This is a genomic window from Streptomyces sp. NBC_01116 (assembly GCF_041435495.1).
Taxonomy (GTDB): Bacteria; Actinomycetota; Actinomycetes; order Streptomycetales; family Streptomycetaceae; genus Streptomyces.
This window is the reverse complement of record NZ_CP108644.1, coordinates 3,551,913-3,574,922: the sequence shown is the minus strand read 5'-3', so window position 1 is coordinate 3,574,922 and position 23,010 is coordinate 3,551,913. Positions and strand designations below refer to the sequence as shown.

The following is a 23,010-nucleotide window of genomic DNA, read 5'->3' as shown; positions in this document are numbered from 1 at the left end:
TGACGGTGCGTCAGAAAAACTTGAGGACGGTGAACCTCCGTGGAATTCGGGCTCTTTGTTCAGGGGTACGTGCCCGCCGCGCGTGCCAAGGCGGACCCCGAGGCAGAGCACAAGGCGCTGATCGAGGAGACCGAGTACGTCATCCAGGCGGACAAGTCCGGCTTCAAGTACGCCTGGGCCTCCGAGCACCACTTCCTGGAGGAGTACTCGCACCTCTCCGCCAACGACGTCTACCTCGGCTATCTCGCGCACGCCACCGAGCGCATCCACCTCGGCTCCGGCATCTTCAACCCGCTCGCGCCCGTCAACCACCCGGTGAAGGTCGCCGAGAAGGTCGCGATGCTCGACCACCTCTCCGAGGGGCGCTTCGAGTTCGGCACCGGGCGCGGGGCCGGCAGCCACGAGATCCTCGGGTTCATGCCGGGCATCACCGACATGAACCACACGAAGGAGCTGTGGGAGGAGACGATCGCCGAGTTCCCCAAGATGTGGCTCCAGGACGAGTACGTCGGCTTCCAGGGCAAGCACTGGTCCCTGCCGCCGCGCAAGATCCTGCCCAAGCCGTACGGGAAGTCCCACCCGGCCATGTGGTACGCGGCCGGGTCGCCGTCCTCGTACGCCATGGCGGGGAAGAAGGGGCTCGGGGTGCTGGGCTTCAGCGTGCAGAAGGTCTCCGACATGGAGTGGGTCGTCGAGTCCTACAAGAACGCGGTCAAGGACGCCGAGCCGGTGGGCGCGTTCGTCAACGACAACGTGATGGTGACGTCCACCGCGATCTGCGCCGAGACGCATGCCAAGGCCGTGGAGATCGCGGTCGGCGGCGGGCTCAACTACCTCCAGTCGCTGCTGTTCCGCTACCACGACACGTTCCCCCGGCCGGAGGGGATCCCGGAGTGGCCGCAGCTGCTGCCGGAGTACACCGAGGAGATTGTCGAGCTGCTCATCGCGGAGGAGCTGATGATCTGCGGGGATCCCGACGAGGTGCTGAAGCAGTGCCGGCGGTGGGATCGGGCGGGGGCGGACCAGTTGAGCTTCGGGCTGCCGGTCGGGATCAGTCCCGAGGACACGATGAACACGATCCGGTTGATCGGGGAGCACGTGATCCCGCAGATCGACACGGATCCCGTGCATCGGACCTCGCGGTTCCGGGCCGCGGGCTGACCCTCTCGGGGCGCCGCCCCGGACCCCGCGCCTCAAACGCCGGCGGGGCTGGAAGGACTCGCCCGAGGAGCGGGGGTGTGGGGCGGAGCCCCCGCGGAAAAGCCGGGCGGCGTCTTCCCGGACCGTCGCCCTGATGAGCCGGGGTGCGTACCGCGGCCAGAAGCGTGCGCGCCCCGGCTGTCCCACCGAGCCGGAGAAGGAACCCCGAGAAGGGAACCGTCATGCTCGACCACCTCATCCGCCGCGCGACCGTCGTGGACGGCACCGGCGGCCCCGCCCGTACCGCCGACGTCGGCATCCGCGACGGCCGGATCGCCGTCGTCGCCGAGCCGGGGACGATCACCGAAGAGGCCGTCACCAGCGAGGACGCCGACGGGCTCGTCCTCGCCCCCGGTTTCGTCGACCCGCACACCCACTACGACGCCCAGCTCTTCTGGGACCCCTACGCCACCCCCTCCATGAACCACGGCGTCACCACCGTCGCGGGCGGCAACTGCGGGTTCACCCTCGCCCCGCTCCACCCCGACCGGCCCGAGGACGCCGACTACACCCGGCGGATGATGTCGCGGGTGGAGGGCATGGCGCTCGCCGCGCTGGAGGAAGGCGTCGACTGGAGCTGGTCCACCTTCCGCGAGTACCTCGACGCCCTGGAAGGCCGCATCGCCGTCAACGCCGGGTTCATGGTCGGGCACTGCGCCCTGCGCCGGCACGTCATGGGCGCGGACGCGGTCGGCGGGCAGCCCACCCCCGCGCAGCTGGACGCCATGCTCGCCCTCTTCCACGACGCGATGGACGCCGGGGCCTGGGGACTCTCCACCACCCAGTCCTCCACCCACTCCGACGGTGACGGCGAGCCCGTCGCCTCCCGGCACGCCCGGCCCGAGGAGCTGCTCGCCCTGTCCCGCGCGGTCGGCGAGCACGAGGGGACGCAGCTGGAGGCGATCGTCGCCGGGTGTCTGGACCAGTTCTCCGACGAGGAGATCGACCTCCTCGTCGACATGACCGCCGCCGCCGGACGGCCGCTCAACTGGAACGTCCTCACCATCGACGCCGCCGTCCCCGAGCGCGTACCGCGCCAGTTGATCCCGAGCGAGCGGGCCCGCCGCGCCGGCGGGCGGATCGTGGCCCTCACCATGCCGATCCTGACGCCCATGAACATGTCGCTCGGCACGTTCTGCGCCCTCAACCTCATCCCCGGCTGGGGTGAGATCCTCGCGCTTCCCGTCCCCGAGCGCATCGAACGCCTTCGGGACGCCGGCACCCGCGCCGAGATGCTGCGCCGCGCTGACAGCAAGGAGGCCGGGGTCTTCCGGCGGCTCGCGAACTTCGGCCGGTACGTCATCGGGGACACCTACAGCGCCGCGAACGAGGGGCTCGGCGGGCGGGTCGTGGACGACATCGCCGCCGAGCGCGGCCAGGACGCCTTCCACTGCCTGGTCGAGATCTGCGCCGCCGACGACCTGCGTACGGTCCTGTGGCCGATGCCCGCCGACAACGACCCGGACTCCTGGGCGCTGCGGCAGCGGACCTGGGAGCACGAGGACGTCATGCTCGGCGGCTCCGACGCGGGCGCCCACCTGGACCGGATGTGCGGGGCCCCGTACACCACGCGCTTCCTCGGCGACTGTCTGCGCGGGCGCAGGCTCGTCCCGCTGACCGCCGCCGTCAAGATGCTCACCGACGACCCGGCCCGCCTCTTCGGGCTGCGCGAACGCGGGCGGATCGAGGAGGGCTTCCACGCCGACCTGGTCCTCTTCGACCCCGAGCGGATCGACGCCGGTCCCGCCACCCTCGTCCACGACCTGCCCGGGGACAGCCCGCGCCTGGACTCCAAGGCCATCGGGATCGTCTCCGTACGCGTCAACGGGGTCGAGACCCTGCGCGACGACAAGGTGACGGGCGCGGTGCCGGGGACGGTGCTGCGCTCGGGCCGCGACACCCGGACGGTGAGTACGGCGTGAGCGACAGCAGCCCCGGCAGGCTCTTCATCGACGGCGAGTGGACCGAGCCCGACGGCGGGCACTACGAGGTGGTCGACCCCGCCACCGAGGAGGTCGTCGGCCTCGCCCCCGAGGCGACCCGCGCCCAGGTGCACGAGGCGGCCGCGGCGGCCAAGGCGGCCTTCCCGGCCTGGTCGCGGACCCGGCCCGAGGAGCGTGCCGCGATCCTCGACCGGGCCGCCGACATCGTGCGGCGGGACTTCCTCGCCCACGCCGAGGTCGCGCGGGCGGAGAGCGGCGCCACCGCCGCCACCGCCCGGTCCATGCAGGTGGGGGTGGGCATCGCGCGCTTCCGGCGGTACGCGCGCGGGGCCCTGGAGCCCGTCGAGGAGGCCGTCGCACCCCAGATCAACGAGGCCGGGCCGATGGGGCGGGCCGGGGTCTTCGGGGCGCTGGCCGTCCGCCAGCCGGTCGGCGTGGTCACCTGCATCACCTCGTACAACAACCCCTGGGCCAACCCGGCGGGCAAGATCGCACCGGCGCTCGCCATGGGCAACACGGTCGTGGTGAAGCCCGCCCCGCAGGACCCGCTCTCCGTCTACCGGATGGCCGCCGCCCTCGCGGAGGCGGGCGTTCCGCCGGGGGTGGTGAACGTCGTCACCGGCTCGGGCGCGGAGGCGGGGGAGGCCTCCGTCGACTCACCCGACGTCGACATGGTCAGCTTCACCGGGTCCACCGCCGTGGGGCAGCGCATCGCGGAGGTGTGCGGGCGCGGGATGAAGCGGCAGCTGATGGAGCTGGGCGGCAAGGGGGCGGCGCTCGTCCTCGACGACGCCGATCTGGACTCCGCGGTCGCGGGCATCGGCACGACGTTCTCCTTCTACAGCGGACAGATCTGTACGGCTCCGACCCGCGTCCTGGTCCACCGGTCCCGGCAGGACGAGCTGATCGCCGCGCTCACCGCGTACGCGAACGGGCTCACCGTCGGCGACCCCCGCGACCGGGCCACCGTCGTCGGCCCGGTCATCTCCGCGGCCCACCGCGACCGCGTCGAGGCGTACGTGGAGCTGGGCCGGAAGGAGGGCGCGCGGGTCGTCACGGGCGGCGTCCGGCCGGGCCACCCGGGCCGGGGCTTCTACGTGGCGCCCACGCTGCTGGCCGACTGCACCCCGGACATGCGGGTGGTCCGCGAGGAGATCTTCGGGCCGGTCGTCGTGGTCGTCCCCGTCGACGACGAGGAGGAGGCCGTCGCGCTGGCCAACGACAGCGACTACGGCCTCATCGACTACGTGTGGTCCGGCGACGTGGCCCGCGCCTTCAGGATCGCCCGCCGGCTCCGCGCGGGCGGGGTCGGCGTCAACACGGTCGGGCGGAACATGGAGGCCCCGTTCGGGGGGTTCAAGAGGAGCGGGGTGGGGCGGGACGTGGGCTCGTACGCCCTGCACGCCTACAGCGAGACGCAGGCGATCGTCTGGCCCGGCTGAGGGCGTCTCCACGGGGTGCGGGAAAATTTTGAATCAGCACAAAACGGACAGTGCTGCGATTACCGTACGTCGCCACGCTCGGCCGAGTGGCATGCATTGCAAGGCTTCACGCGAATGTGACCTTGAATTGATGAGGCGTTCCTGGGGAGTTGGTTGATGTATCCAAGGGTGAGACGTGGGAGTCTCACCCTCCGGATGTGGATATCGCAGCGCATAGCGTCCTCTTCATGAGTCAGCTGGACGCGCGGCCACGGGCCGGAGACACGGTACGGGGAAGCGCCCCGGCCGACGGTGGTGACGGCCGCGGTGGCGTACGGGGCAAGGGGCTCGGCGGAAACTCCGTCGGCCTCCTGGGCAGCGCCGTCATCGGCGTCTCGACCGTCGCCCCCGTCTACTGCCTGACCTCCACCCTCGGCTCCACCGCCGGAGAGGTCGGCGTGCAGATGCCCGCCGTCTTCCTGGCCGGGTTCCTGCCGATGCTGCTCGTGGCCTTCGCCTACCGCGAACTGAACCGGGCGATGCCGGACTGCGGCACCTCCTTCACCTGGACGGTGAAGGCGTTCGGCCCGCGCGTCGGCTGGATGTGCGGCTGGGGCCTGGTGATCGCGACGATCATCGTGCTGTCGAACCTGGCGGGCGTCGCCACCTCGTACTTCTGGCTGCTCGCGGGGGAGATCACCGGCAGCGCGTCGGTCGCCGCCCTGGACGACAGCAAGCCGGTCCACATCCTCACCTGCCTGGTCCTCATCGCCGTCGCCACCGCCATCAGCTACCGGGGCATGACCGCCACCAAGGGCATCCAGTACGCCCTGGTCGGGCTCCAGTTGGTCGTCCTCGCGGTGTTCGTGACGATGGCCCTGAGCAAGGCGGGCGGCGGCGGACCGGAGTTCGCCTCCTCGCTCGACTTCTCCTGGTCCTGGCTGAACCCCTTCGCCGTCCAGTCCTTCGCGGCCTTCACCGCCGGGCTGTCCCTCTCGATCTTCATGTTCTGGGGCTGGGACGCCTGCCTGACCGCCAACGAGGAGACCACCGGCAGCGAGAAGACCCCCGGCCGCGCGGCCCTCATCGCGATGGTCGTCCTGGTCGGCTCCTACCTCGCCACCGGCATCGCCGCGCAGATGGCGGTCGGCTCCGGCACCTCCGGCCTCGGCCTCGCCAACCCGGACACCTCCGACAACGTCTTCGCCGCCCTCGCCGGACCGGTGATGGGCCCCGGCCTCGGCGTCCTGCTCTTCCTCGTGGTCCTCGCCTCGGCCGCCGCCAGCCTCCAGACCACGTTCATCCCGGTCGCCCGCACGGTCCTCGCGATGTCCGCGTACGAGGCGATGCCGGCCTCGTACGCCAAGGTCCACCCCCGGTTCAAGACCCCCGGCCGGGCGACGGTCACGGCGGGCATCGGCACCGGCGTCTTCTACACCGTGATGACCCTGGTCAGCGAGCACGTCCTGGTCGACACCATCTACGCGCTCGGCCTCATGATCTGCTTCTACTACGCGCTGACCGCCTTCGCCTGCGCCTGGTACTTCCGCGCCGAACTGACCCGCTCCGCCCGGGACCTGGTCTTCAAGGGCCTCTTCCCGCTGCTCGGCGGCACCCTGCTCGCCGCCGTCTTCGCCAAGACCCTCTACGACATGTGGGACCCGGCGTACGGCTCCGGGTCCTCGGTGTTCGGCGTCGGATCGGTGTTCGTCATCGGGGTGGGGCTGCTGCTCCTCGGCGTGGTGCTGATGGTCGCGATGGAGCGCCGCAGCCCGGCGTTCTTCCGGGGCGAGATCCTGACGAAGGAGACCCCGGCCCTGGTGGTCCAGGACTGAGGTCTCCGGGGGGCCGTCGCCGGCCCCTACGGCCGCCAGTAACCCAGCGCGTTCACCCGGTCCTTGGGCAGGCCCAGCTCCTTGCGGAGGTACGCCGACAGGGTCCGGGTGGTCGCCGTGTCGCAGGCCACCCAGACGTACGCGTCCGTGCGGTCCTCGCCGAGCAGCTCCGGCAGGGCCGCCTTCACCTCGGAGACCAGATGCCCGCCCCCCTCGCGGCGCTCCACGTGGTGCAGGGTGTGGTGGGCCGCGTCGAGGCGGAACGGCAGTTTCCGGTCCTCCTCGTGCGCGGTCTCGAACCAGATCGTCGCCGGGGTCGACGGGACCGCGTCCAGCAGGGAGTTGATCGCGGGCAGCGCCGCCGCGTCACCGATCACGAAGAGCCGTGAGGGCGTCGGGTCGGGCAGCGTGAAGCCGGTGCCCTGGAGTGTCGCGTCGATCGTTTCGCCGATCCTGACGGTCCTCGCCCACTCGCAGGCGGGACCCTCGTGCAGGGCGAATTCCAGACCGAACGTGCCCGCCTCCGGGTCGGGGTCCACCAGGGTGTAGGCGCGCTGGTGCGGTTTGCCGTCCTTCTCGAACCACAGCCGCACCCACATCGTCGGGTGCGCCCCACCGGTCGCGGCGAGCAGCCCGCCGTCGGTCACGTACACCCGGCGGAAGCGGTCGGTGACCTGTTCCGTTCCGGTCACCGTGAACGTGAAGTCACGCCCCCGGAACAGTTTGAGAACGACGCCTTCCCAGCCATGCCCCACGGTGTCTCCTGCCTCGCCCCGGTGCCCCGGCCCACTGCCCAAAAGGTCACTTTAGGTTAGGCTAACCTAAATTCCGGGGGCTGGGGAGTGGCTGAAAACCACCGGATGCAGGGGATGGGCGAAACGATGACGACCGGCGTCGACAGCGAGAGACCGGGCGCGGACGCGCACGGCGGTTCCGCGGCGTCCCGGGGCGACGCGCGAGCGTCCCGCGAGGACTTCGAGATCTACCGCGACGACTGGGGGATACCGCACCTGCGGGCCCCCGACGCCCTCGCGCTGGCCCGCGCCCAGGGATACGCCACCGCCCTCGACCGGGCCTGGCAACTGGAGACCGAACGGCACCGGTCGCTCGGCACCAGCGCCTCCGCTCTCGGTGCGGAAGCCGTCGACTGGGACCGGTTCGTCCGGCGGGCCCGGCTCGCCGACACCGCCCGCCGCTGCTTCGGCCGCCTCGCGCCGGAGACCGCCGCCTGGGTGACGGCGTACGTCGACGGCGTCAACGACGGCCTCGCCGAAGGGGCGTCCCACGCGCCCGAGTTCGCCGCGGTGGGCCGGGCCCCCGGCCACTGGGAGCCCTGGATCCCGCTCGGTGTCTGGCTCTCCACGCACATCCTGTTCGCCGGCTTCCCGACCAAACTCTGGCGCGAAGAGGTCGCCCGCCGGCTCGGCGACCACCGGACGACCCTCTTCGCGACCGACGGCCCCGGCACCGCCGGCAGCAACGGCTGGCTGCTCACCGGCGCCCGCACCGCCACCGGCGCCCCGCTGATCGCGGGCGACCCGCACCGCTTCATCGAAGCCCCCGGTGTCTACCAGCAGATCCGGCTCGCCTGCCCCGAGTTCGACGTCATCGGCCTCGCGGTCCCCGGCGTCCCCGGCATCGCCCACTTCGGGCACGGCGGGGGTGTCGCCTGGGCGATCACCAACGCCATGGCCGACTACCAGGACCTCTACCGCGAGCGCCTGCGCCGCACCCCGGACGGCGGGGTGGAGGCGCTCGGCCCGGACGGCTGGTACCGGGCCCACGCCCACACCGAGACGATCGAGGTGGCGGGGGCGGACCCGGAGACGGTCGAGGTGATCGAGACGGACCGGGGGCCGGTGATCATCGGCGGCCCGGACGGCGAGCCGGGCGGCGAGCCGGGCGGGGGCCCGGGCGGTGAGCCGGGCGGTGGCCTGGACTGGAGTCCCGGCGGTGACCAGGGAGAGGGCCCGGGCGCCGACGCCTCCGCAGAGGGCCCCCGTGCCGTCAGCCTGCGCCACCCGCCCCGCGTCACCGGCGAGTTGGGGTTCGACGTGCTGCCCGCACTGCTCCGGGCCCGTACGGTCGCCGACCTCGACACCGCCCTCGACCGCTGGGTCGAACCCGTCAACGTGGTCCTGGCCGCCGACACCGCCGGGGGCGTCCTGCACCGGGTCGCCGGACACGTCCCGGTGCGCCCGCACGTCAACCGGCTGCGGGCCGTCCCCGCCGAGGACCCCGCGTACGCCTGGCGCGAGGGCGAGGCCGCACCCCTGCCCCGTACCGGGGCGGCCGGACCCGGCGGGATCGCCGTGATGGCCAACGAGCGCGGCCTCGCCGCCCCGCTCGGCGTGGAGTTCGCGCCCCCGCACCGGGCCCGCCGCATCCGGGAGCTGCTCGGCGCGCGCACCGACTGGTCGCCCGCCGCCCTGGCCGCCGTCCACACCGACACCCGCCTCGCCTCCGCCCGCCCCCTGCTGTCCCTGCTGGCCTGGGCCCCCGGTCTCGGCCCCGCCGCGGAACGCCTCCGGGACCGGCTGCTGCGCTGGGACCGCCACATGGACGCGGACAGCACCGACGCGACCCTCTACGCCCGCCTCCGCACCGACGTCGTCCACCGGCTGGCCGGCCACCCCGCCCTGAAGGGCGTCACGGGCGCGGACGACCCGTGGCGCTCGGCCGCCCACCCGGCGCTCTTCCGCCCCTGGCTCGCCGCCGTTCCCCGGATCGGCTACGCCCTGGAGAGCCTGCTCACCGTCGGACTCCTGCCGTACGAGGAGCGGCTGGCGATGGTCGCGGCCTCGGCCGAGGCCGTCGCCGCGGCGGCCGAGGAGACTCCGCCCGGCCCGTGGGGCGAGCTGCACCGGCTGTCCCCCTGGCAGGCCCTGCCGGACCTCACGCCCGATGACGAGGAGGCCCGGCCGGGGCTCGCGGGCGACCACGACTGCGTGCTGTCCACCTCCGCCGTCCCCGGCGTCACCGACCTGTTCGCCCGGGGCCCGGCCGCCCGTTACGTCTGGGACCTGGCCCGCCGCGAGGACAGCCGGTGGGCCGTCCCGTTCGGCGCGTCCGGAGTCCCCGGATCAGCCCACCACCGCGACCAGACGCCCCTGTGGGCGCGGGGCGCGCTCATCCCGGTCGTCACGGACTGGGACCTGCTGCACCCGACGACCCGCCACCCGGAGGAGACCCGCGCCATGACCGCCACCGCCGACCCCACCGCCGCCACCACCGACCCCGCCCCTCCCGCTCTCCGCGCGGCCGTCCACGAGCAGAAGGTCGAGGGCTTCGGGACGGTGCGCCTGGTCCCCGTCGACCCAGCGGCCGACGCTGACCTGCTGCACGGCTGGGTCACCGAGGAGCGGGCCCGGTTCTGGGGCATGGGCGACCACACGCGCGAACAGGTCCGGGAGATCTACGAGTTCGTCGGCTCGCTGCCCACGCACCACGCCTACCTCGCCCTGCGCGACGGGGTCCCGGCCGCGCTCTTCCAGACGTACGAGCCGGACGCCGACCCGGTCGGCGAGTGCTACGACGTACGGCCCGGCGACTTCGGCATCCACCTGCTGATCGCGCCCGCCGAGGGCGCGGAAGCGGTACGGGGGCACACGGACGCCCTCCTCACCGCGTTCATCGGCTTCGTCTTCGGCGACCCGGCCCGCCTGCGGGTCGTCGTCGAGCCCGACGCCCGCAACGAGAAGGCCCTCGCCCGGATGGTCCGGATCGGCTTCGAGCTGGGCCCGGAGATCGTGAAGCCGGAGAAGACGGCCCGGCTCGCGTTCCTGACGAGGGAGGCCGCGCTGCGACTCGCGTAGCGCGGCGGGGCCTACGGCGCCGGGTCCGCCCCGTCCGGGTGCAGTGCGCCGCCCGGCCGGAACAGCCGCCTGGCCACCACGTGCCCGGCCTCCGCCGCCATCCGGAACCACGGCTCCGCCGCCGCCAGCCCCTCGCGCCGCTCGACCAGGCGGCCCAGCTCCCACATCGACTCCACGTCGCCGGCCCGCACCGCCTGCCGCAGCAGCCGCTCGGCCGTGTCGGGACGCCCCTCGGCCCGCGCGGTCAGGGCGAGCGCCCGCAGCCCCCGCACGGCCCGGGCGTCCCCGGCGGCGGCCGCCGCCGCGAGCTCGCGCGGATCGACGGGGCGGCGGGTGCGGCTCCGGAACAGCAGCAGGATCCCGAGCACCCACATGATCCAGCTCAGGCTGATCAGCGTGCCGTTGCCGGTGACGACCCCGGTCAGGCTCAGCGCGCCGCCCGCCGGCAACAGGAAGTACCCCAGCCCCGGTCCCAGCCCCGGTCCACGTCCCAGCCCCGGTCCTCGCCCCGGTCTCGCTCCCGGCCCCATCGCAACTCCTCTCCGCCCGCTCCCGCCGCACCCGGGCGACGGTCTCGGATTTCCCTGTCCTACGGAATACCTTGGCCCTTCGCACGCATGACGCGCTGACGGACGACGGAGGTGTTCTCGATGCGGATCTCCACGACGATCTTCCTCACCGACGAGACGGTGACCCCGGTCAGACTCGCCCGCGAGCTGGAGCAGCGGGGGTTCGGGGGGCTGTATCTGCCCGAGCACACGCACATTCCGGTGATCCGCAGCACGCCGTACCCGATGGGCGGTGAGCTGCCCAGGGAGTACGGCCGCACCCTGGACCCGTTCGTCGCCCTCGGCCAGGCCGCCGCCGTCACCGAGCGCCTCGCCCTGGGCACCGGCATCACCCTGGTCGCCCAGCACGACCCGATCGACCTGGCCAAGCAGGCGGCCACCCTGGACCACCTCTCCGGCGGCCGGTTCACCCTGGGCGTCGGCTACGGCTGGAACGTCGAGGAGGCCGCCGACCACGGGGTGGAGTGGTCGACGCGCCGGGACCTGGGGCGGGACCGGATGGCCCTGATGCGGGCCCTGTGGGCGGACGAGCCGACCGGGTACGAGGGTGCGTTCGGCTCCGTACAGGCGAGCGAGGCGCACCCCAAGCCGGTCCAGCGGCCGCGCGGCCCGGTCAACGGCCCGCGCACCCTGATCGGCGGCGGGGCGGGCCCGAAGCTGTTCGCGCACATCGCGGAGTACGCGGACGGCTGGCTGCCCATCGGCGGAGGCGGCCTCACCGAGTCCCTGCCGAAGCTGCGGACGGCCTGGGCGGAGGCCGGGCGCGACCCGGAGGACCTCCAGGTGGTGCCGTACGCGGTCCTGCCCAGCCCGGGGAAGCTCGCCCACTACGCGGATCTGGGCATCGAGGAGGTCGTGCTCCAGCTGCCCCCGGCGGACGCACCGGAGGTCCTGCGGACGCTGGACGACTACGCGGCGTACCTCTGACCCGCACCCCGCGTGGCTCCGACACGGTGAGGCGTACCTCCGGGGAGGGGCGCCCGGGGCCGCCGGTGCAACCGAGCACGCCCACAAGGCATCCTTGTTCACCGGGGAACGCATACGCGGGCCCGGTCGGCGGATGTTCCGCCGTGCTGATCGGAGCCCGCCCGGGTGGGGAGTGGAATGAACAGGCCGTTGCGGCACATAGCCATCTTCTGCGGGCTGCTGGTGCTGGCCCTGCTGCTGCGGGCGAACTGGCTCCAGCACGTCGACCGCCAGGAGCTGTCCCAGCACGAGAACAACGCCCGGGTGCGGTTCGAACGGTTCGCCACCCCCCGCGGCGACATCATCGTCGGCGGCAAGGCGATCACCGGATCGAAGGAGACCGACAGCCGGGACTACGCGTTCCTCCGGACCAACAAGGACGGCGCGATGTACGCGCCCGTCACCGGATACGCCTCCCAGTCCCGGGGCACCTCGCTGCTGGAGCGGACCTACGACAGCGTCCTGAGCGGCCAGGACGACCGGTTCGCCTTCCGGCACGCCAAGGACGTCCTGACGGGGCAGCCCCGGCGCGGCGGCGACGTGATCACCACGATCGACGCCAAGGCGCAGAAGGCGGCCTACAAGGGCCTGACGGACCTGGGCGCCCGGGGCGCGGTGGTCGCCCTGGACCCGCGCACCGGCAAGGTGCTGTCCCTGGTCTCCACGCCCTCGTACGACCCCGAGACCTTCGCCGGCATCTCGTACAAGGAGAGCGACCGCTTCACGGCGCTGGAGAAGAAGAAGGGCAAGCCGCTGGCCAACCGCCCGCTGCGCGAGACCTACCCGCCCGGCTCCACCTTCAAGATCCTCACGGCCGCGGCGGCGCTGGAGCACGGCGTGGTCACGGACGTGGACGCCAGGACGGACGCGGTGTCGCCGTACCCCCTGCCGCTCTCCACCAACAAGATCGGCAGCGAGGCGGGCGACGCGGTCTGCAACAAGGCGTCGATGAAGACCGCCATGCAGTACTCCTGCAACAACGTCTTCCTCGACGCGGCGTCCGAGCTGGGCGAGGACCGGATGCGGGAGACGGCGGAGAAGTTCGGCTTCAACGAGGACGTGTACGCGGAGGAGTTCGGCGACATGCTCGCCACGAAGAGCCTCTACCCGCCGAAGCTCGACAAGCCCGGCACGGCGCTGACCGGCATGGGCCAGGGCAGCCTCACCAGCACCCCGATGCAGATGGCGATGGTCACGGCGGCCCTCGCCAACGACGGCAAGCTGATGCAGCCCTTCATCGTCGACGAGCTGCGCGGCCCGGACCTCTCCACGCTGGAGAAGAACGAGCCGATGGAGATGAGCCAGGCCGTATCGCCCGAGACGGCGAAGAAGGTCCAGGAGATGATGGAGCACACCGCGAAGGAGGGCAGCGCCCAGCGCGCCCTGATCGACGGTGTGACGGTCGGCGGCAAGACGGGCACCGCCCAGCGCGGCGTGAACGTCCGCGACGAGGTCCCGTACGGCTGGTTCGTCAGCTACGGCAAGAAGGACGACGGCCGTTCGGTCGCGGTCGCCGTGTTCATCGACCCGACGGACATGGACATCTCCCGCTCCGACATCTCGGGCGGCCGGCTCGGCGCCCCGATCGCGAAGAGCGTGATGCAGGCGGTGCTGGGGGACTAGGCCCTGTCGTCACACTGCCGCCTGCCCCGCGGCGCCATGGACGCGCTCTCGCCGCACCGGGCACAGGACCTGGGCGGAGTGACCCGCGGGGTTGTCCACGCGGCCGAGGACGGTCATCGCACCGATCTCAGCCCGCCCCGCCGCACCACCTTCGACTCCCCGCCCGGAGCCCCGCCCGGAGCCGCGTCCGACGCGTCCGACGCGCCTCCGGACGGGGGCGGCGGGGCCGACCCGGCCGGCCCCGTCAGCCCCACCAGCTCCGTCAGCGCGTCGATGCGGAAGTCCGCCGTCTCCACCACGTCCGGATGCTCCGCCCACCAGTGCCCGTACGGCCCTCGCCGCAGATGCGCCGTCCGCATCCCCGCCGCCGCGGCCGGGAACAGGTCCTCGGCCGGGTGGTCGCCCACGTACAGCGTCGCCTCCGGGGCCGCGCCCGCCACCTCGGCCACCCGTGCGAAGAACTCCGGGTCGGGCTTCCGGGCGCCCCACTCGTCCGAGGTGACCACCAGGTCGGCGGGCAGGTCCAGACCCCGCAGCAGCTCCCCGGCCCGAACGCTGCCGTTCCCCGCCACCACGACCCGGACGCCCGCGGCCCGCAGCTCGCCCAGCGCGGGCCGCACGTCCTGGTAGAGGTCCGATTCGTCGAGGTGTTCGCCGCGCCCGGCGGCGGCCCGCGCGCGGTAGGCCTCCTCGACGTCCATATCGGGCCGGAGGACGCGCAGCGCGTCCGTGGCCTCGCGGCCCTGGGCGACGGCCGCGCCCACCAGCGCACTGAGCGTGTGCGGCGGTACGCCGAGCCAGTTGGCCCAGGACGACCAGTGCCGGTCGTCGCGTACGAGGGTTTCGCCGATGTCGAGGACGATCGTTTCCATCACCGTTCCGACACTAAGCGTGAGGAGACCGTCGGAGAGGTCTCATCCGGGTGAGTCGGCCCGCACGAGTGACCCCAGGCATGACCACGGGCAACCACGGGCAGGACGAGAGGCCCAGGCACGGCCCGGCCCAGGCGCGGGTGTGATCATGACCATGCCCGCGACCATGTGCACGCCCACGCCCACGACCGTGTGCACGACCGCGACCACGACCGTGTGCACGACCGCGACCGCGACCGTGTGCACGACCACGACCGTCTGCACGTCGTGACCGGCGATTCCTCGACCATCGACCCCCGAGGCCCTGGTCCGGTGCGCGCACCTCGCTCGTATGCTCGGTTCATGACCGATGCTCAGAGCGGACGCCCCACCACCAACGCCATGCGGCGCGCCCTCAAACGCGCCCGCGACGGTGTCGCCCTCGACGTGACCGAGGCCGCCGTCCTGCTCCAGGCGCGCGGCGACGATCTGACGGATCTGGCGGCGTCGGCCGCCCGCGTCCGGGACGCGGGCCTGGAGGCGGCGGGCCGGCCGGGCGTGATCACGTACTCGCGCAAGGTCTTCATCCCGCTCACCCGCCTCTGCCGTGACAAGTGCCACTACTGCACCTTCGTCACCGTCCCCGGCAAGCTCCGCCGGGCCGGCCACGGCATGTTCCTGTCGCCCGACGAGGTGCTGGCCATCGCCCGCGAGGGCGCGGCGATGGGCTGCAAGGAAGCGCTGTTCACGCTCGGGGACCGCCCCGAGGACCGGTGGCCCGAGGCACGGGAGTGGCTGGAGGCGGAGGGGTACGACGACACGCTCGCGTACGTGCGGGCGATGGCGATCCGGGTCCTGGAGGAGACGGGTCTGCTGCCCCACCTCAACCCGGGCGTGATGACCTGGACCGACCTCCAGCGCCTGAAGCCCGTGGCCCCCTCGATGGGGATGATGCTGGAGACGACGGCGACCCGCCTGTGGTCCGAGCCGGGCGGCCCGCACCACGGCTCCCCGGACAAGGAGCCGGCCGTACGGCTGCGCGTGCTGGAGGACGCGGGGCGCTCCAACGTCCCCTTCACCACGGGCATCCTGATCGGGATCGGCGAGTCCTACGAGGAGCGCGCCGACTCCCTCTTCGAGCTGCGGAAGACGGCCCGCGCCTACCACGGCATCCAGGAAGTCATCGTGCAGAACTTCCGCGCCAAGCCGGACACCGCGATGCGCGGGATGCCCGACGCGGAGCTGGAGGAACTGGCCGCCGCCATCGCGGTGGCCCGGCACATCCTCGGCCCGTCCGCCCGGATCCAGGCCCCGCCGAATCTGGTGGACGCCGAGTACGCGCTCCTCATCGGCGCGGGCATCGACGACTGGGGCGGGGTCTCGCCGCTGACGCCCGACCATGTGAACCCCGAGCGCCCCTGGCCGCACATCGACGAACTGGCCGCGAGGACGGCGGAATCCGGCTTCACCCTCCGCGAACGCCTCACCATCTACCCGGAGTTCATCCAGCGCGGCGAGCCCTGGCTCGACCCCCGCCTCCTCCCGCACGTCCGGGCCCTGGCCGACCCGGAGACGGGCCTGGCCCGCGAGGACGCGATCCCCGTCGGCCTGCCCTGGCAGGAACCGGACGAGGGCTTCAGCTCCTTCGGCCGCACCGACCTCCACACCACCATCGACACCGAGGGCCGCACGGGCGACCGCCGTGACGACTTCGACGAGGTGTACGGGGACTGGGAGGCGCTCCGCGAGGCGGCGGCCCCCGGCATGGTCCCCTCCCGTATCGACGCCGACGTACGCCAGGCGCTGAGCCGGGCCGCCGACGACCCGACGAAGCTCACCGACGACCAGGCGCTCGCCCTGCTCCACGCGGACGGCCCGGCGCTGGACGAGCTGTGCCGGATCGCGGACGCGCTGCGCAAGGACGTGGTCGGCGACGACGTCACGTACGTCGTCACGCGGAACATCAACTTCACCAACGTCTGCTACACCGGCTGCCGCTTCTGCGCCTTCGCCCAGCGCCGCACGGACGCCGACGCGTACACGCTCTCCCTGGACCAGGTCGCGGACCGGGCGGCGCAGGCGTGGGACGTCGGCGCGGTCGAGGTCTGCATGCAGGGCGGCATCCACCCGGACCTGCCCGGGACGGCGTACTTCGACATCGCGCGCGCGGTGAAGGAGCGCGTCCCCGGCATGCACGTGCACGCGTTCTCGCCCATGGAGGTCGTCAACGGGGCGACCCGCACCGGCATGTCGATCCGCGACTGGCTGACCGCCGCCAAGGAGGCCGGGCTCGACTCGATCCCCGGCACGGCGGCGGAGATCCTGGACGACGAGGTCCGCTGGGTCCTCACCAAGGGCAAACTGCCCACGGCCACCTGGCTGGAGGTCATCAGGACCGCCCACGAGGTGGGTCTGCGCTCGTCCTCCACGATGATGTACGGGCATGTGGACCAGCCCCGCCACTGGCTCGGCCACTTCCGCACCCTCGCCCGGCTCCAGCAGGAGACCGGCGGCCTGACGGAGTTCGTGACGCTCCCCTTCATCCACACCAACGCCCCGGTCTACCTGGCCGGCATCGCCCGCCCCGGCCCGACCGACCGTGACAACCGCGCGGTCACCGCCATGGCGCGGCTGCTGCTCCACCCGCACATCACCAACATCCAGACGAGCTGGGTGAAGCTCGGCACGGAGGGCGCGGCGGAGATGCTCCGGTCGGGCGCGAACGACCTGGGCGGCACGCTCATGGAGGAAACCATCTCCCGTATGGCCGGGTCGAGTTACGGCTCGTACCGCTCGATCCAGGGCCTGGAGGCCATCGCCCAACTCGCGGGCCGCCCGTCCCGCCCCCGTACCACGCTGTACGGGGAGGTCCCGGCCGAACGCGTCGCGGCGGCCACGGCCTCGGACGGGCACCTGCCGGAACTGCTGCCGGTGCTGCCGAGCTGAGGGCGGGGCGGGGCGGGAGGGGCGCGGCCCCGGCCCCTCCCTCCCGCCGCCCCCGCGCTCAGCAGCCCAGGGCGGCGAGACCGGTCGGCAGGTACGACCTGACGAAGCGCTCGAGGTCCTCGCCGCGGTCCTTCCCGGTGTCCGGCAGGTCCAGGTCGAGGACGTAGTTCTTCCCGGCCTTCGGGCAGGGAGCCATCACCACGGTCCGGGTGCGGGACGCCACGGCGTTGTCGCTGACGTCCGAGGCCCTGAGCCGCTCGAACCCTCCGAGCCTGCCCTCCTTCGCGTACGTCAGCACGTCGAACTCCCGCTGCCCGAAACGCTCGGTGAGGACGAACCGCATGACGTCGAGCTGGGCCGCGATCGGGGGGTTGCCCCAGACGGATGCCGGGTTGAACCGACTTCCCTTGGACTGCTCGAACGTGCGGACCGCACTGCCGTAGTCGTCCAGGAAGCCGCTGACGAACGTGCCCTTGACCATGAGGTTGCTCATGATCTGGATGATCTGTCGGAGGGTGATCCACACGACTCGGTCACACGCGTAGGCGGCCGGCCCGCCTGCGTCCGGCCCGTGGGCGTCCGGCCCGGGAGCGGCATAGCCTCGCGGGATGCTGGAATTCCCGTACCTGGAGCAGATCCGGCGGTCGTACGACGCCGTCGCCGCCGACTACGCCCGGTCCGTGAAGGACCCGGCCGAGCTGGATGCGCTGTCGCGCGCCGTGCTGGGCGCCTTCGCCGAGCTCGTCACGTCGTCCGGCCTCGGGCCGACGGCGGACGTGGGCTGCGGGCCGGGCAAGGTGACCGCGTACCTGGCCGGGCTGGGGGTCTCCGCCTTCGGGGTCGACCTGTCGCCGAGGATGATCGAACTGGCCCGCGCGGCCCACCCGGAACTGTGCTTCGAGGTCGGCTCGATGACCGGGCTGGAGCGCGGCGACGGCGAACTGGGCGGCATTCTCGCGTTCTACTCCACGCATCATCTGCCGTCGGAGTCGCTGCCCGGCGCGTTCGCCGAGTTCCATCGAGCGCTGGCGCCCGGTGGGCACCTGCTGGTCGTCACCCGGGTCGGCGACGACGGACACCAGCGTCTGACACACGGCTACGGGGGGCCTTCCGCCACCTTCGACTGCTATCGGCTGCCCGCCGACCGGATCGCCGAACTGCTGGAGCGGGCGGGGTTCGTCATCACGGGCCGGACGTTGCAGGAGCCCGGGGAAGGCGCGAAGCGGCCGGTCGCCGGCTTCATCGCCCACAAGCCGGAAGCCGCCCCGCAAGGGTGACCCGCCCCCTTCCCTGCCGCCGTGTCGTCACCGCCTTGTCGCCACCGCGTCAGGAAATGTTGTGACCGTGTACGGACAATTGCCGGGGTCTTCCATCAGACTGCGGCAAGTGCCCGTACGACGGAGGCGGATCGCCCGCCTCCGCCGTGCGGCGGCACACGGCGACATCCGGCAAGGAGAGAGAGGCAGCATGCGTAAGCCGCCCCCACCCGTCCCCGCCGCCCCCGGGCCGGCCGGCCGCGCCAGGGCCCTGTTCACCCGCGCCGGCGCGGTCCTCGCCGCCGCGGCCCTGTTCGTCCTGATTCCCGCCTCCACCGCCCACGCCGACCCGCCGGGCAACCTGCCCCAGAACGCGGGCGGTTACGAGCAGACGTTCTCGCCCGCCTACGACTACGACGGCGACGGCTGCTACGCCACCCCCGCCATCGGCCCGGACGGCACCCTCGCGCCCGGACTGAGGACGACCGGCGCGATCAACGGCAGTTGCCGGGACCGGGCGGACCTGGACAACTCGCAGACGTACGCCCGCTCCACGTGCAACAACGGCTGGTGCGGCATCGTCTACGCGAGCTACTTCGAGAAGGACCAGGCCGTCCACGGGAGCGGACTCGGTGGACACCGGCACGACTTCGAGCACGTGATCTCCTGGGTCAACCAGGGCTTCGGCCAGGTCGATTACGTCTCGACGACGCAGCACAGCACCGTGAAGACCTACCCGCGCTCGCAGGTGCGGTTCGACGGCTCGCACCCCAAGGTCGTCTATCACAAGGACGGCCCGAGCACGCACTTCTTCCGCCTCGCCAACGGCGGCGACGAGCCGCCCGAGAACCACTACGGCACCTGGCGCTACCCTCCGGTCGTCGACTGGAACGGCTTCCCCGGCACGGAGTTGCGCGACAAGCTCATGAACGCCGACTTCGGGGCCGCGACCATCAAGGTCACCGACAAGGACGACCGCTTCCGTACTCTGCTCAACAACTCCAAGCCCGCCGGGATCCCCTTCGACCCCTGGGCCTGAAGCCGCCCCCGGCCATCGGTCCGTCGGTTCCGGCTTTCGGCCCGTCGATCCCTGCCGTCGGTCCGGCGGCCAGAAATACTGCTCCATCAGGTCGTCCAGTTGGCCCAGGTCCCCCGGTCGTACGGACTCCCGGGGCATCGGCACGGTGCTCGTCGGCATCGCGACCGCCGTCGTGAACGTGCTGATCCCGGTGTTCGTGCGCAGCCGGTTCGCTCCGCGCCGGGCCGGGGTGATGACAGGCGTCTACGCACTGTCGATGGGGGCCGGGTCCGCGCTGGTCGCCGCGTCGATGGTCCTCGTCTGGGAGTCCTCCGGCCATTCCTGGCGTACGGCTGTCGCCCTGGCCATCGTCCCGGCAGCGCTCGCGGCGGCAGGTATCGCCCCTCAACTGCGGTACGCGGGTGGGGAGGTGGGTCCCGAGCCGGTGCGGTTCCGTGTCCTCGGTGGCCGTGACAAGGGCCTCGCCTGGAGCCTGATCGGCTACTTCGGCCTCCAGACGCTGCTCTTCTACACGACGTTCGCCTGGCTGCCCGTGATCCTCGTCGAGGCGGGGGTGTCCGAAGCGACGGCCGGGGCCATGCAGTCCCTGTCCATCCTCGGCGTCGCGGCCGGAGGCTTCCTCGCGCCGGTCCTGGCCGCCGCCCGCACCGACCAGCGCCCCCACCTGCTCGCCGTCCTCCTGCTCTGCGGTCTCGGGTACGCCGGGCTCCTCGCGGCCCCCGCGACGCTCCCCGCCGTCCGGGTGCTCGTCCTCGGAGCGGGCCTCGGCGGCGGGCAGGCGGTCGTCGGCGTCCTGTACGTGAAGCGCGGCCGGGACCAGGACCATGTCGCCGCCCTGTCCACGGTGGCGCAGACGGGCGGCTATCTGATCGCCGCCACCGGACCCGTCGCCGCCTCCGTCCTGCGCACCGTGACCGGGACCTGGGCCGCGCCTCTGCTCGTCTTCCTGGGGGTGCTGCTGCTCAGCGGGGCGGCGAGCCTGCGCGCCGGGCGCGGATGAGCCGGGCCGGAGGGCTCATGAGGGCGGTGGACGCGGGGGCCGCGGGGGAGGTCACGGGTGCGGGCGGTGCTCCTCGTCGTGCCGGGGCAGGCCGCGCAGCAGCGTACCGAGGTAGAGGGCGAACGGCGGCTCCTCCGGGGCGTTGCCCGCTGCCGCCAGCCAACGGACCACGCCGAGTCCGAAGACGGCCCAGTTCTGCCCGGCCTGGCGGGTGTCCGCGCCGCCCGCCAGGAACGCGGCGACGGCCCCGTCGCGCAGCTTCTCGAAGGACGCGAGGTGGTGGCGGTGCGGGCGGGCCACATGCGCGGCGTAGCCGGGTACCGCAAGGAACTCGTCGTGCATCGCCCACGCCAGCCGCTCCAGCCAGTCGAGCCAGTTCCCGGCGTCGGGCTCGTCCTCGGGGAGCACCCGGTCGACCATGACCTCGCTGACGAGGTCCAGCACGCCGTCGCGATCGGGCACCCACCGGTACAGGGACGAGTGGGAGACCCCGAGCCTCGTCGCGAGCTGACGCATGGTGAGCGTCGCCATGTCCCCCTGGAGCGCGGCATCGGCGATCCGCTCCCGGCTCAGCCGCGGCGGCCGCCCGGGCCCGGTCCTTCCGGTGCTGTTCATCGGGGCAAGCGTACGCAGGGGAGAGCGAGCCTTTATTAGCGACCATTGGTCGCTAATGCTGTTAGGGTCGGCTGATGGACCCACAGGGAGCGGTACGGCAGCCACGGGAGATCGACGCCTCCGGCCTGCCGATGGACCAGGCCCAGGCGCTCGTCCTCGACGAACTGCGCGCTCTCACGGAGCGGGCCGAGCCCTTCGCGGCGGTCCTCCTGATGCCCGCACCGCCGCAGGGACGTACTCCTGCGGCAACGGCAACGGCACCAGGAACGGCAACGGCATCAGGAACGGCATCGGCACCGGCGACGGGAGGGGGCGCGGCATCCGGTACCTCCACCGCCGACCGCGTCCGAACCCTCAAGTCGATCCGGCCCGGCCTCACGGCGTACTGCCGCGGCCTCGCCTTCGTGGCGCCGTCGGACATCCCGGCGGAGCACGCGGAGGCGATCCACAGCGGCGAGCGGCTCTGGGGCTGCCCGACGACGGCCACGCAGGACGTGACGGCCGCCCGTGCCTGGGCCGGGGCGCGGGTCAGGTCCTGACGAGGGCGGCTTGAGCCGGGGCGGTCCGGAGGCTCGGCCCATGCCGACGTGTCTGCCGCGGTCGCTTCCGTGTCCACGCGCGCCACGCTGGACAGCGACCGGGGCGCGATCATGAGCGCCGGTGCTCAAGGAGTGGGTGAGTGGGCGGGAGCGGCCTCACCGGCACGCGGACGGAGGGGCGGCGGGCCGCCCCGGGGTCAGCCGGTGTGGACCCGCGTCATGTTCTGCTCCGCGAGCGGCGCGTAGTACTCGGTGAACAGCCTGCCCACCAGTTCGCCGCGGCTGGAGACCCCGACCTTCTCGAAGACCGCCTTGATGTGGTCCCGGACCGTGTGCGGGGAGAGGTGCAGCCGGGCGGCGATCTCGCCGGTCGGGAGGCCGCGTGCGATGTACTGGGTCACCTCGGTCTCCCGGTCGGTGAGTTGGTACGCGTCCACGATCAGAGGGACGATCTCCGAGGCCTTCGCGGGCTCGATGACCACCGCGGACGCGCCGAGCCCGCCGTCCGCCTCCCGCAGGCAGGAGGCGTGGCAGACCAGCCAGCGGCCGGCCCGGTTCCGTACGCGGGCACGCGCCTGGCCGCGGTCCCGCTCCTGGGCGACGGCGCGGGCCTTCATCGCCGTCGCCTGGATCCAGGCCGGCACGCGGATGCCCTGGGGCGAGGGCACGGCGGGGCCCTCGGGGAGGGTGTCGAGATGGATGAGGGCGTCGTCGTTGACCGACAGCAGCCTGCCGCTCGGGTCGAACAGGAGGAGTCCGGGGCCGTACGGAGCGTCCGGCAGCGGCTGCGGGGCGGGCTCGGCGAACGAGCGCAGCTGCTTGGCGAGCGGAGTGACGACGGAGGCGATCAGCCGGGTCTCGGCGTCGTCGAAGGCCGGGCGGCCCTGGGCCCGGAACAGGCTGATGTGACCCTGGGGACGGCCCCCCACGCGCAGGACCGCGCGCAGTTCGTCCTGGAATCCGCGGGGCCGCATGAAGGTCTGGTAGAGCGTGCTGCGCGCGGGCAGGTCACCGGTGGTCCGCCGGAGCCCGGCGACCGGGACGGAGGCCCGCGTGAGATCGCGGAACAGGTTGACGTTCTCGGTGAACAGCTCGGACTCCCAGTAGACGGCGCAGCCGCCCTCGTCCAGGTTCTCCGCGCGGATCGGCGCGGTCATCATGCCGGTCACCGGGTCGGTGACCCGCCATACCGCCGCGTCGTACGGCAGGAGGCGACGCAGGTGGGCCGACGCCTCGGCGAACATGCCGAGCGCGTCGGTGGCCTTCGCGGACCGGGAGAGCAGTTCCGCCCGGCCTGCCGAGGTGCGCGAGATCGTCGAACCGGTCATCTCACGACTGTGTCAGCCCTGCTGCCCGGCTCCAACCCCCCTTCTGAGGGGGGTAGTTCTTTCA

General features: G+C 72.6%; 18 protein-coding genes. 12 read left to right on the top strand and 6 right to left on the bottom strand.

Annotated features, from left to right (window positions below; translation table 11 throughout):
• The first annotated feature begins 39 nt into the window (after nt 1–39).
• The 4 genes from OG245_RS15580 (at nt 40) to OG245_RS15565 (ending at nt 6,399) form a co-directional block, all read left to right on the top strand.
• On the top strand, nt 40–1,161 hold the full coding sequence (locus OG245_RS15580) for an LLM class flavin-dependent oxidoreductase (RefSeq protein ID WP_371624133.1): 1,122 nt from the start codon (nt 40–42) through the stop codon (nt 1,159–1,161).
• Nucleotides 1,162–1,382: 221 nt separating this feature from the next.
• Complete coding sequence (locus OG245_RS15575) at nt 1,383–3,122, top strand: amidohydrolase family protein (RefSeq protein ID WP_371624132.1); 1,740 nt, start codon at nt 1,383–1,385, stop codon at nt 3,120–3,122.
• Nucleotides 3,119–4,585: an aldehyde dehydrogenase family protein gene (locus OG245_RS15570; RefSeq protein WP_371624131.1), complete on the top strand. Its 1,467-nt coding sequence runs from the start codon at nt 3,119–3,121 to the stop codon at nt 4,583–4,585. The genes OG245_RS15575 and OG245_RS15570 overlap by 4 nt, the downstream gene beginning before the upstream one ends.
• 227 nt (nt 4,586–4,812) lie before the next feature.
• Nucleotides 4,813–6,399 (top strand): APC family permease, encoded by a 1,587-nt coding sequence (locus tag OG245_RS15565; protein WP_371624130.1) that lies wholly within the window; start codon nt 4,813–4,815, stop codon nt 6,397–6,399.
• A gap of 26 nt (nt 6,400–6,425) precedes the next feature.
• On the opposite strand, the gene OG245_RS15560 is transcribed toward OG245_RS15565, so the two are convergent.
• Nucleotides 6,426–7,154 (bottom strand): siderophore-interacting protein, encoded by a 729-nt coding sequence (locus tag OG245_RS15560; RefSeq protein ID WP_371624129.1) that lies wholly within the window; start codon nt 7,152–7,154, stop codon nt 6,426–6,428.
• Nucleotides 7,155–7,268: 114 nt separating this feature from the next.
• Between OG245_RS15560 and OG245_RS15555 the strand changes: the two genes are divergently transcribed.
• Entirely contained in the window at nt 7,269–10,214 is a 2,946-nt protein-coding gene (locus OG245_RS15555) for a GNAT family N-acetyltransferase (protein WP_371624128.1), read from the top strand.
• Between the two features lie 11 nt (nt 10,215–10,225).
• Here the strand turns inward: OG245_RS15555 and OG245_RS15550 are convergent, their stop codons facing one another.
• Nucleotides 10,226–10,744, bottom strand: coding sequence for a sel1 repeat family protein (locus tag OG245_RS15550; RefSeq protein WP_371624127.1), 519 nt, complete (start codon nt 10,742–10,744; stop codon nt 10,226–10,228).
• 120 nt (nt 10,745–10,864) lie between these two features.
• Between OG245_RS15550 and OG245_RS15545 the strand changes: the two genes are divergently transcribed.
• Nucleotides 10,865–11,710, top strand: coding sequence for an LLM class F420-dependent oxidoreductase (locus tag OG245_RS15545; protein WP_371624126.1), 846 nt, complete (start codon nt 10,865–10,867; stop codon nt 11,708–11,710).
• Between the two features lie 177 nt (nt 11,711–11,887).
• Complete coding sequence (locus OG245_RS15540; protein ID WP_371624125.1) at nt 11,888–13,372, top strand: peptidoglycan D,D-transpeptidase FtsI family protein; 1,485 nt, start codon at nt 11,888–11,890, stop codon at nt 13,370–13,372.
• Nucleotides 13,373–13,485: 113 nt separating this feature from the next.
• Here the strand turns inward: OG245_RS15540 and OG245_RS15535 are convergent, their stop codons facing one another.
• A complete protein-coding gene (locus OG245_RS15535; RefSeq protein WP_371627892.1) occupies nt 13,486–14,244 on the bottom strand; it encodes an HAD family hydrolase in 759 nt (252 codons plus the stop codon).
• A gap of 342 nt (nt 14,245–14,586) precedes the next feature.
• Between OG245_RS15535 and OG245_RS15530 the strand changes: the two genes are divergently transcribed.
• Nucleotides 14,587–17,169 (top strand): bifunctional FO biosynthesis protein CofGH, encoded by a 2,583-nt coding sequence (locus OG245_RS15530; protein WP_371624124.1) that lies wholly within the window; start codon nt 14,587–14,589, stop codon nt 17,167–17,169.
• A 58-nt stretch (nt 17,170–17,227) separates the two neighbouring features.
• Here OG245_RS15530 and OG245_RS15525 read toward each other — a convergent pair whose 3' ends face one another.
• On the bottom strand, nt 17,228–17,662 hold the full coding sequence (locus OG245_RS15525; protein ID WP_371624123.1) for a hypothetical protein: 435 nt from the start codon (nt 17,660–17,662) through the stop codon (nt 17,228–17,230).
• Nucleotides 17,663–17,777: 115 nt separating this feature from the next.
• Here OG245_RS15525 and OG245_RS15520 point away from each other — a divergent pair, with 115 nt between their 5' ends.
• The 3 genes from OG245_RS15520 to OG245_RS15510 all read left to right on the top strand — a co-directional run bounded on the left by OG245_RS15520 (nt 17,778) and on the right by OG245_RS15510 (nt 20,464).
• Nucleotides 17,778–18,446 (top strand): class I SAM-dependent methyltransferase, encoded by a 669-nt coding sequence (locus OG245_RS15520; RefSeq protein ID WP_371624122.1) that lies wholly within the window; start codon nt 17,778–17,780, stop codon nt 18,444–18,446.
• Between the two features lie 190 nt (nt 18,447–18,636).
• On the top strand, nt 18,637–19,464 hold the full coding sequence (locus OG245_RS15515) for an NPP1 family protein (RefSeq protein WP_371624121.1): 828 nt from the start codon (nt 18,637–18,639) through the stop codon (nt 19,462–19,464).
• A 145-nt stretch (nt 19,465–19,609) separates the two neighbouring features.
• Nucleotides 19,610–20,464 (top strand): MFS transporter, encoded by an 855-nt coding sequence (locus tag OG245_RS15510; RefSeq protein ID WP_371624120.1) that lies wholly within the window; start codon nt 19,610–19,612, stop codon nt 20,462–20,464.
• A 51-nt stretch (nt 20,465–20,515) separates the two neighbouring features.
• On the opposite strand, the gene OG245_RS15505 is transcribed toward OG245_RS15510, so the two are convergent.
• Nucleotides 20,516–21,079, bottom strand: a complete 564-nt coding sequence (locus OG245_RS15505) for a TetR/AcrR family transcriptional regulator (protein WP_371624119.1) — start codon at nt 21,077–21,079, stop codon at nt 20,516–20,518.
• A 74-nt stretch (nt 21,080–21,153) separates the two neighbouring features.
• On the opposite strand from OG245_RS15505, the gene OG245_RS15500 reads away from it, so the two are divergent.
• A complete protein-coding gene (locus tag OG245_RS15500) occupies nt 21,154–21,618 on the top strand; it encodes a hypothetical protein (protein ID WP_371624118.1) in 465 nt (154 codons plus the stop codon).
• A 197-nt stretch (nt 21,619–21,815) separates the two neighbouring features.
• Here the strand turns inward: OG245_RS15500 and OG245_RS15495 are convergent, their stop codons facing one another.
• Entirely contained in the window at nt 21,816–22,946 is a 1,131-nt protein-coding gene (locus OG245_RS15495) for a LuxR C-terminal-related transcriptional regulator (protein ID WP_371624117.1), read from the bottom strand.
• Nucleotides 22,947–23,010: the final 64 nt, after the last annotated feature.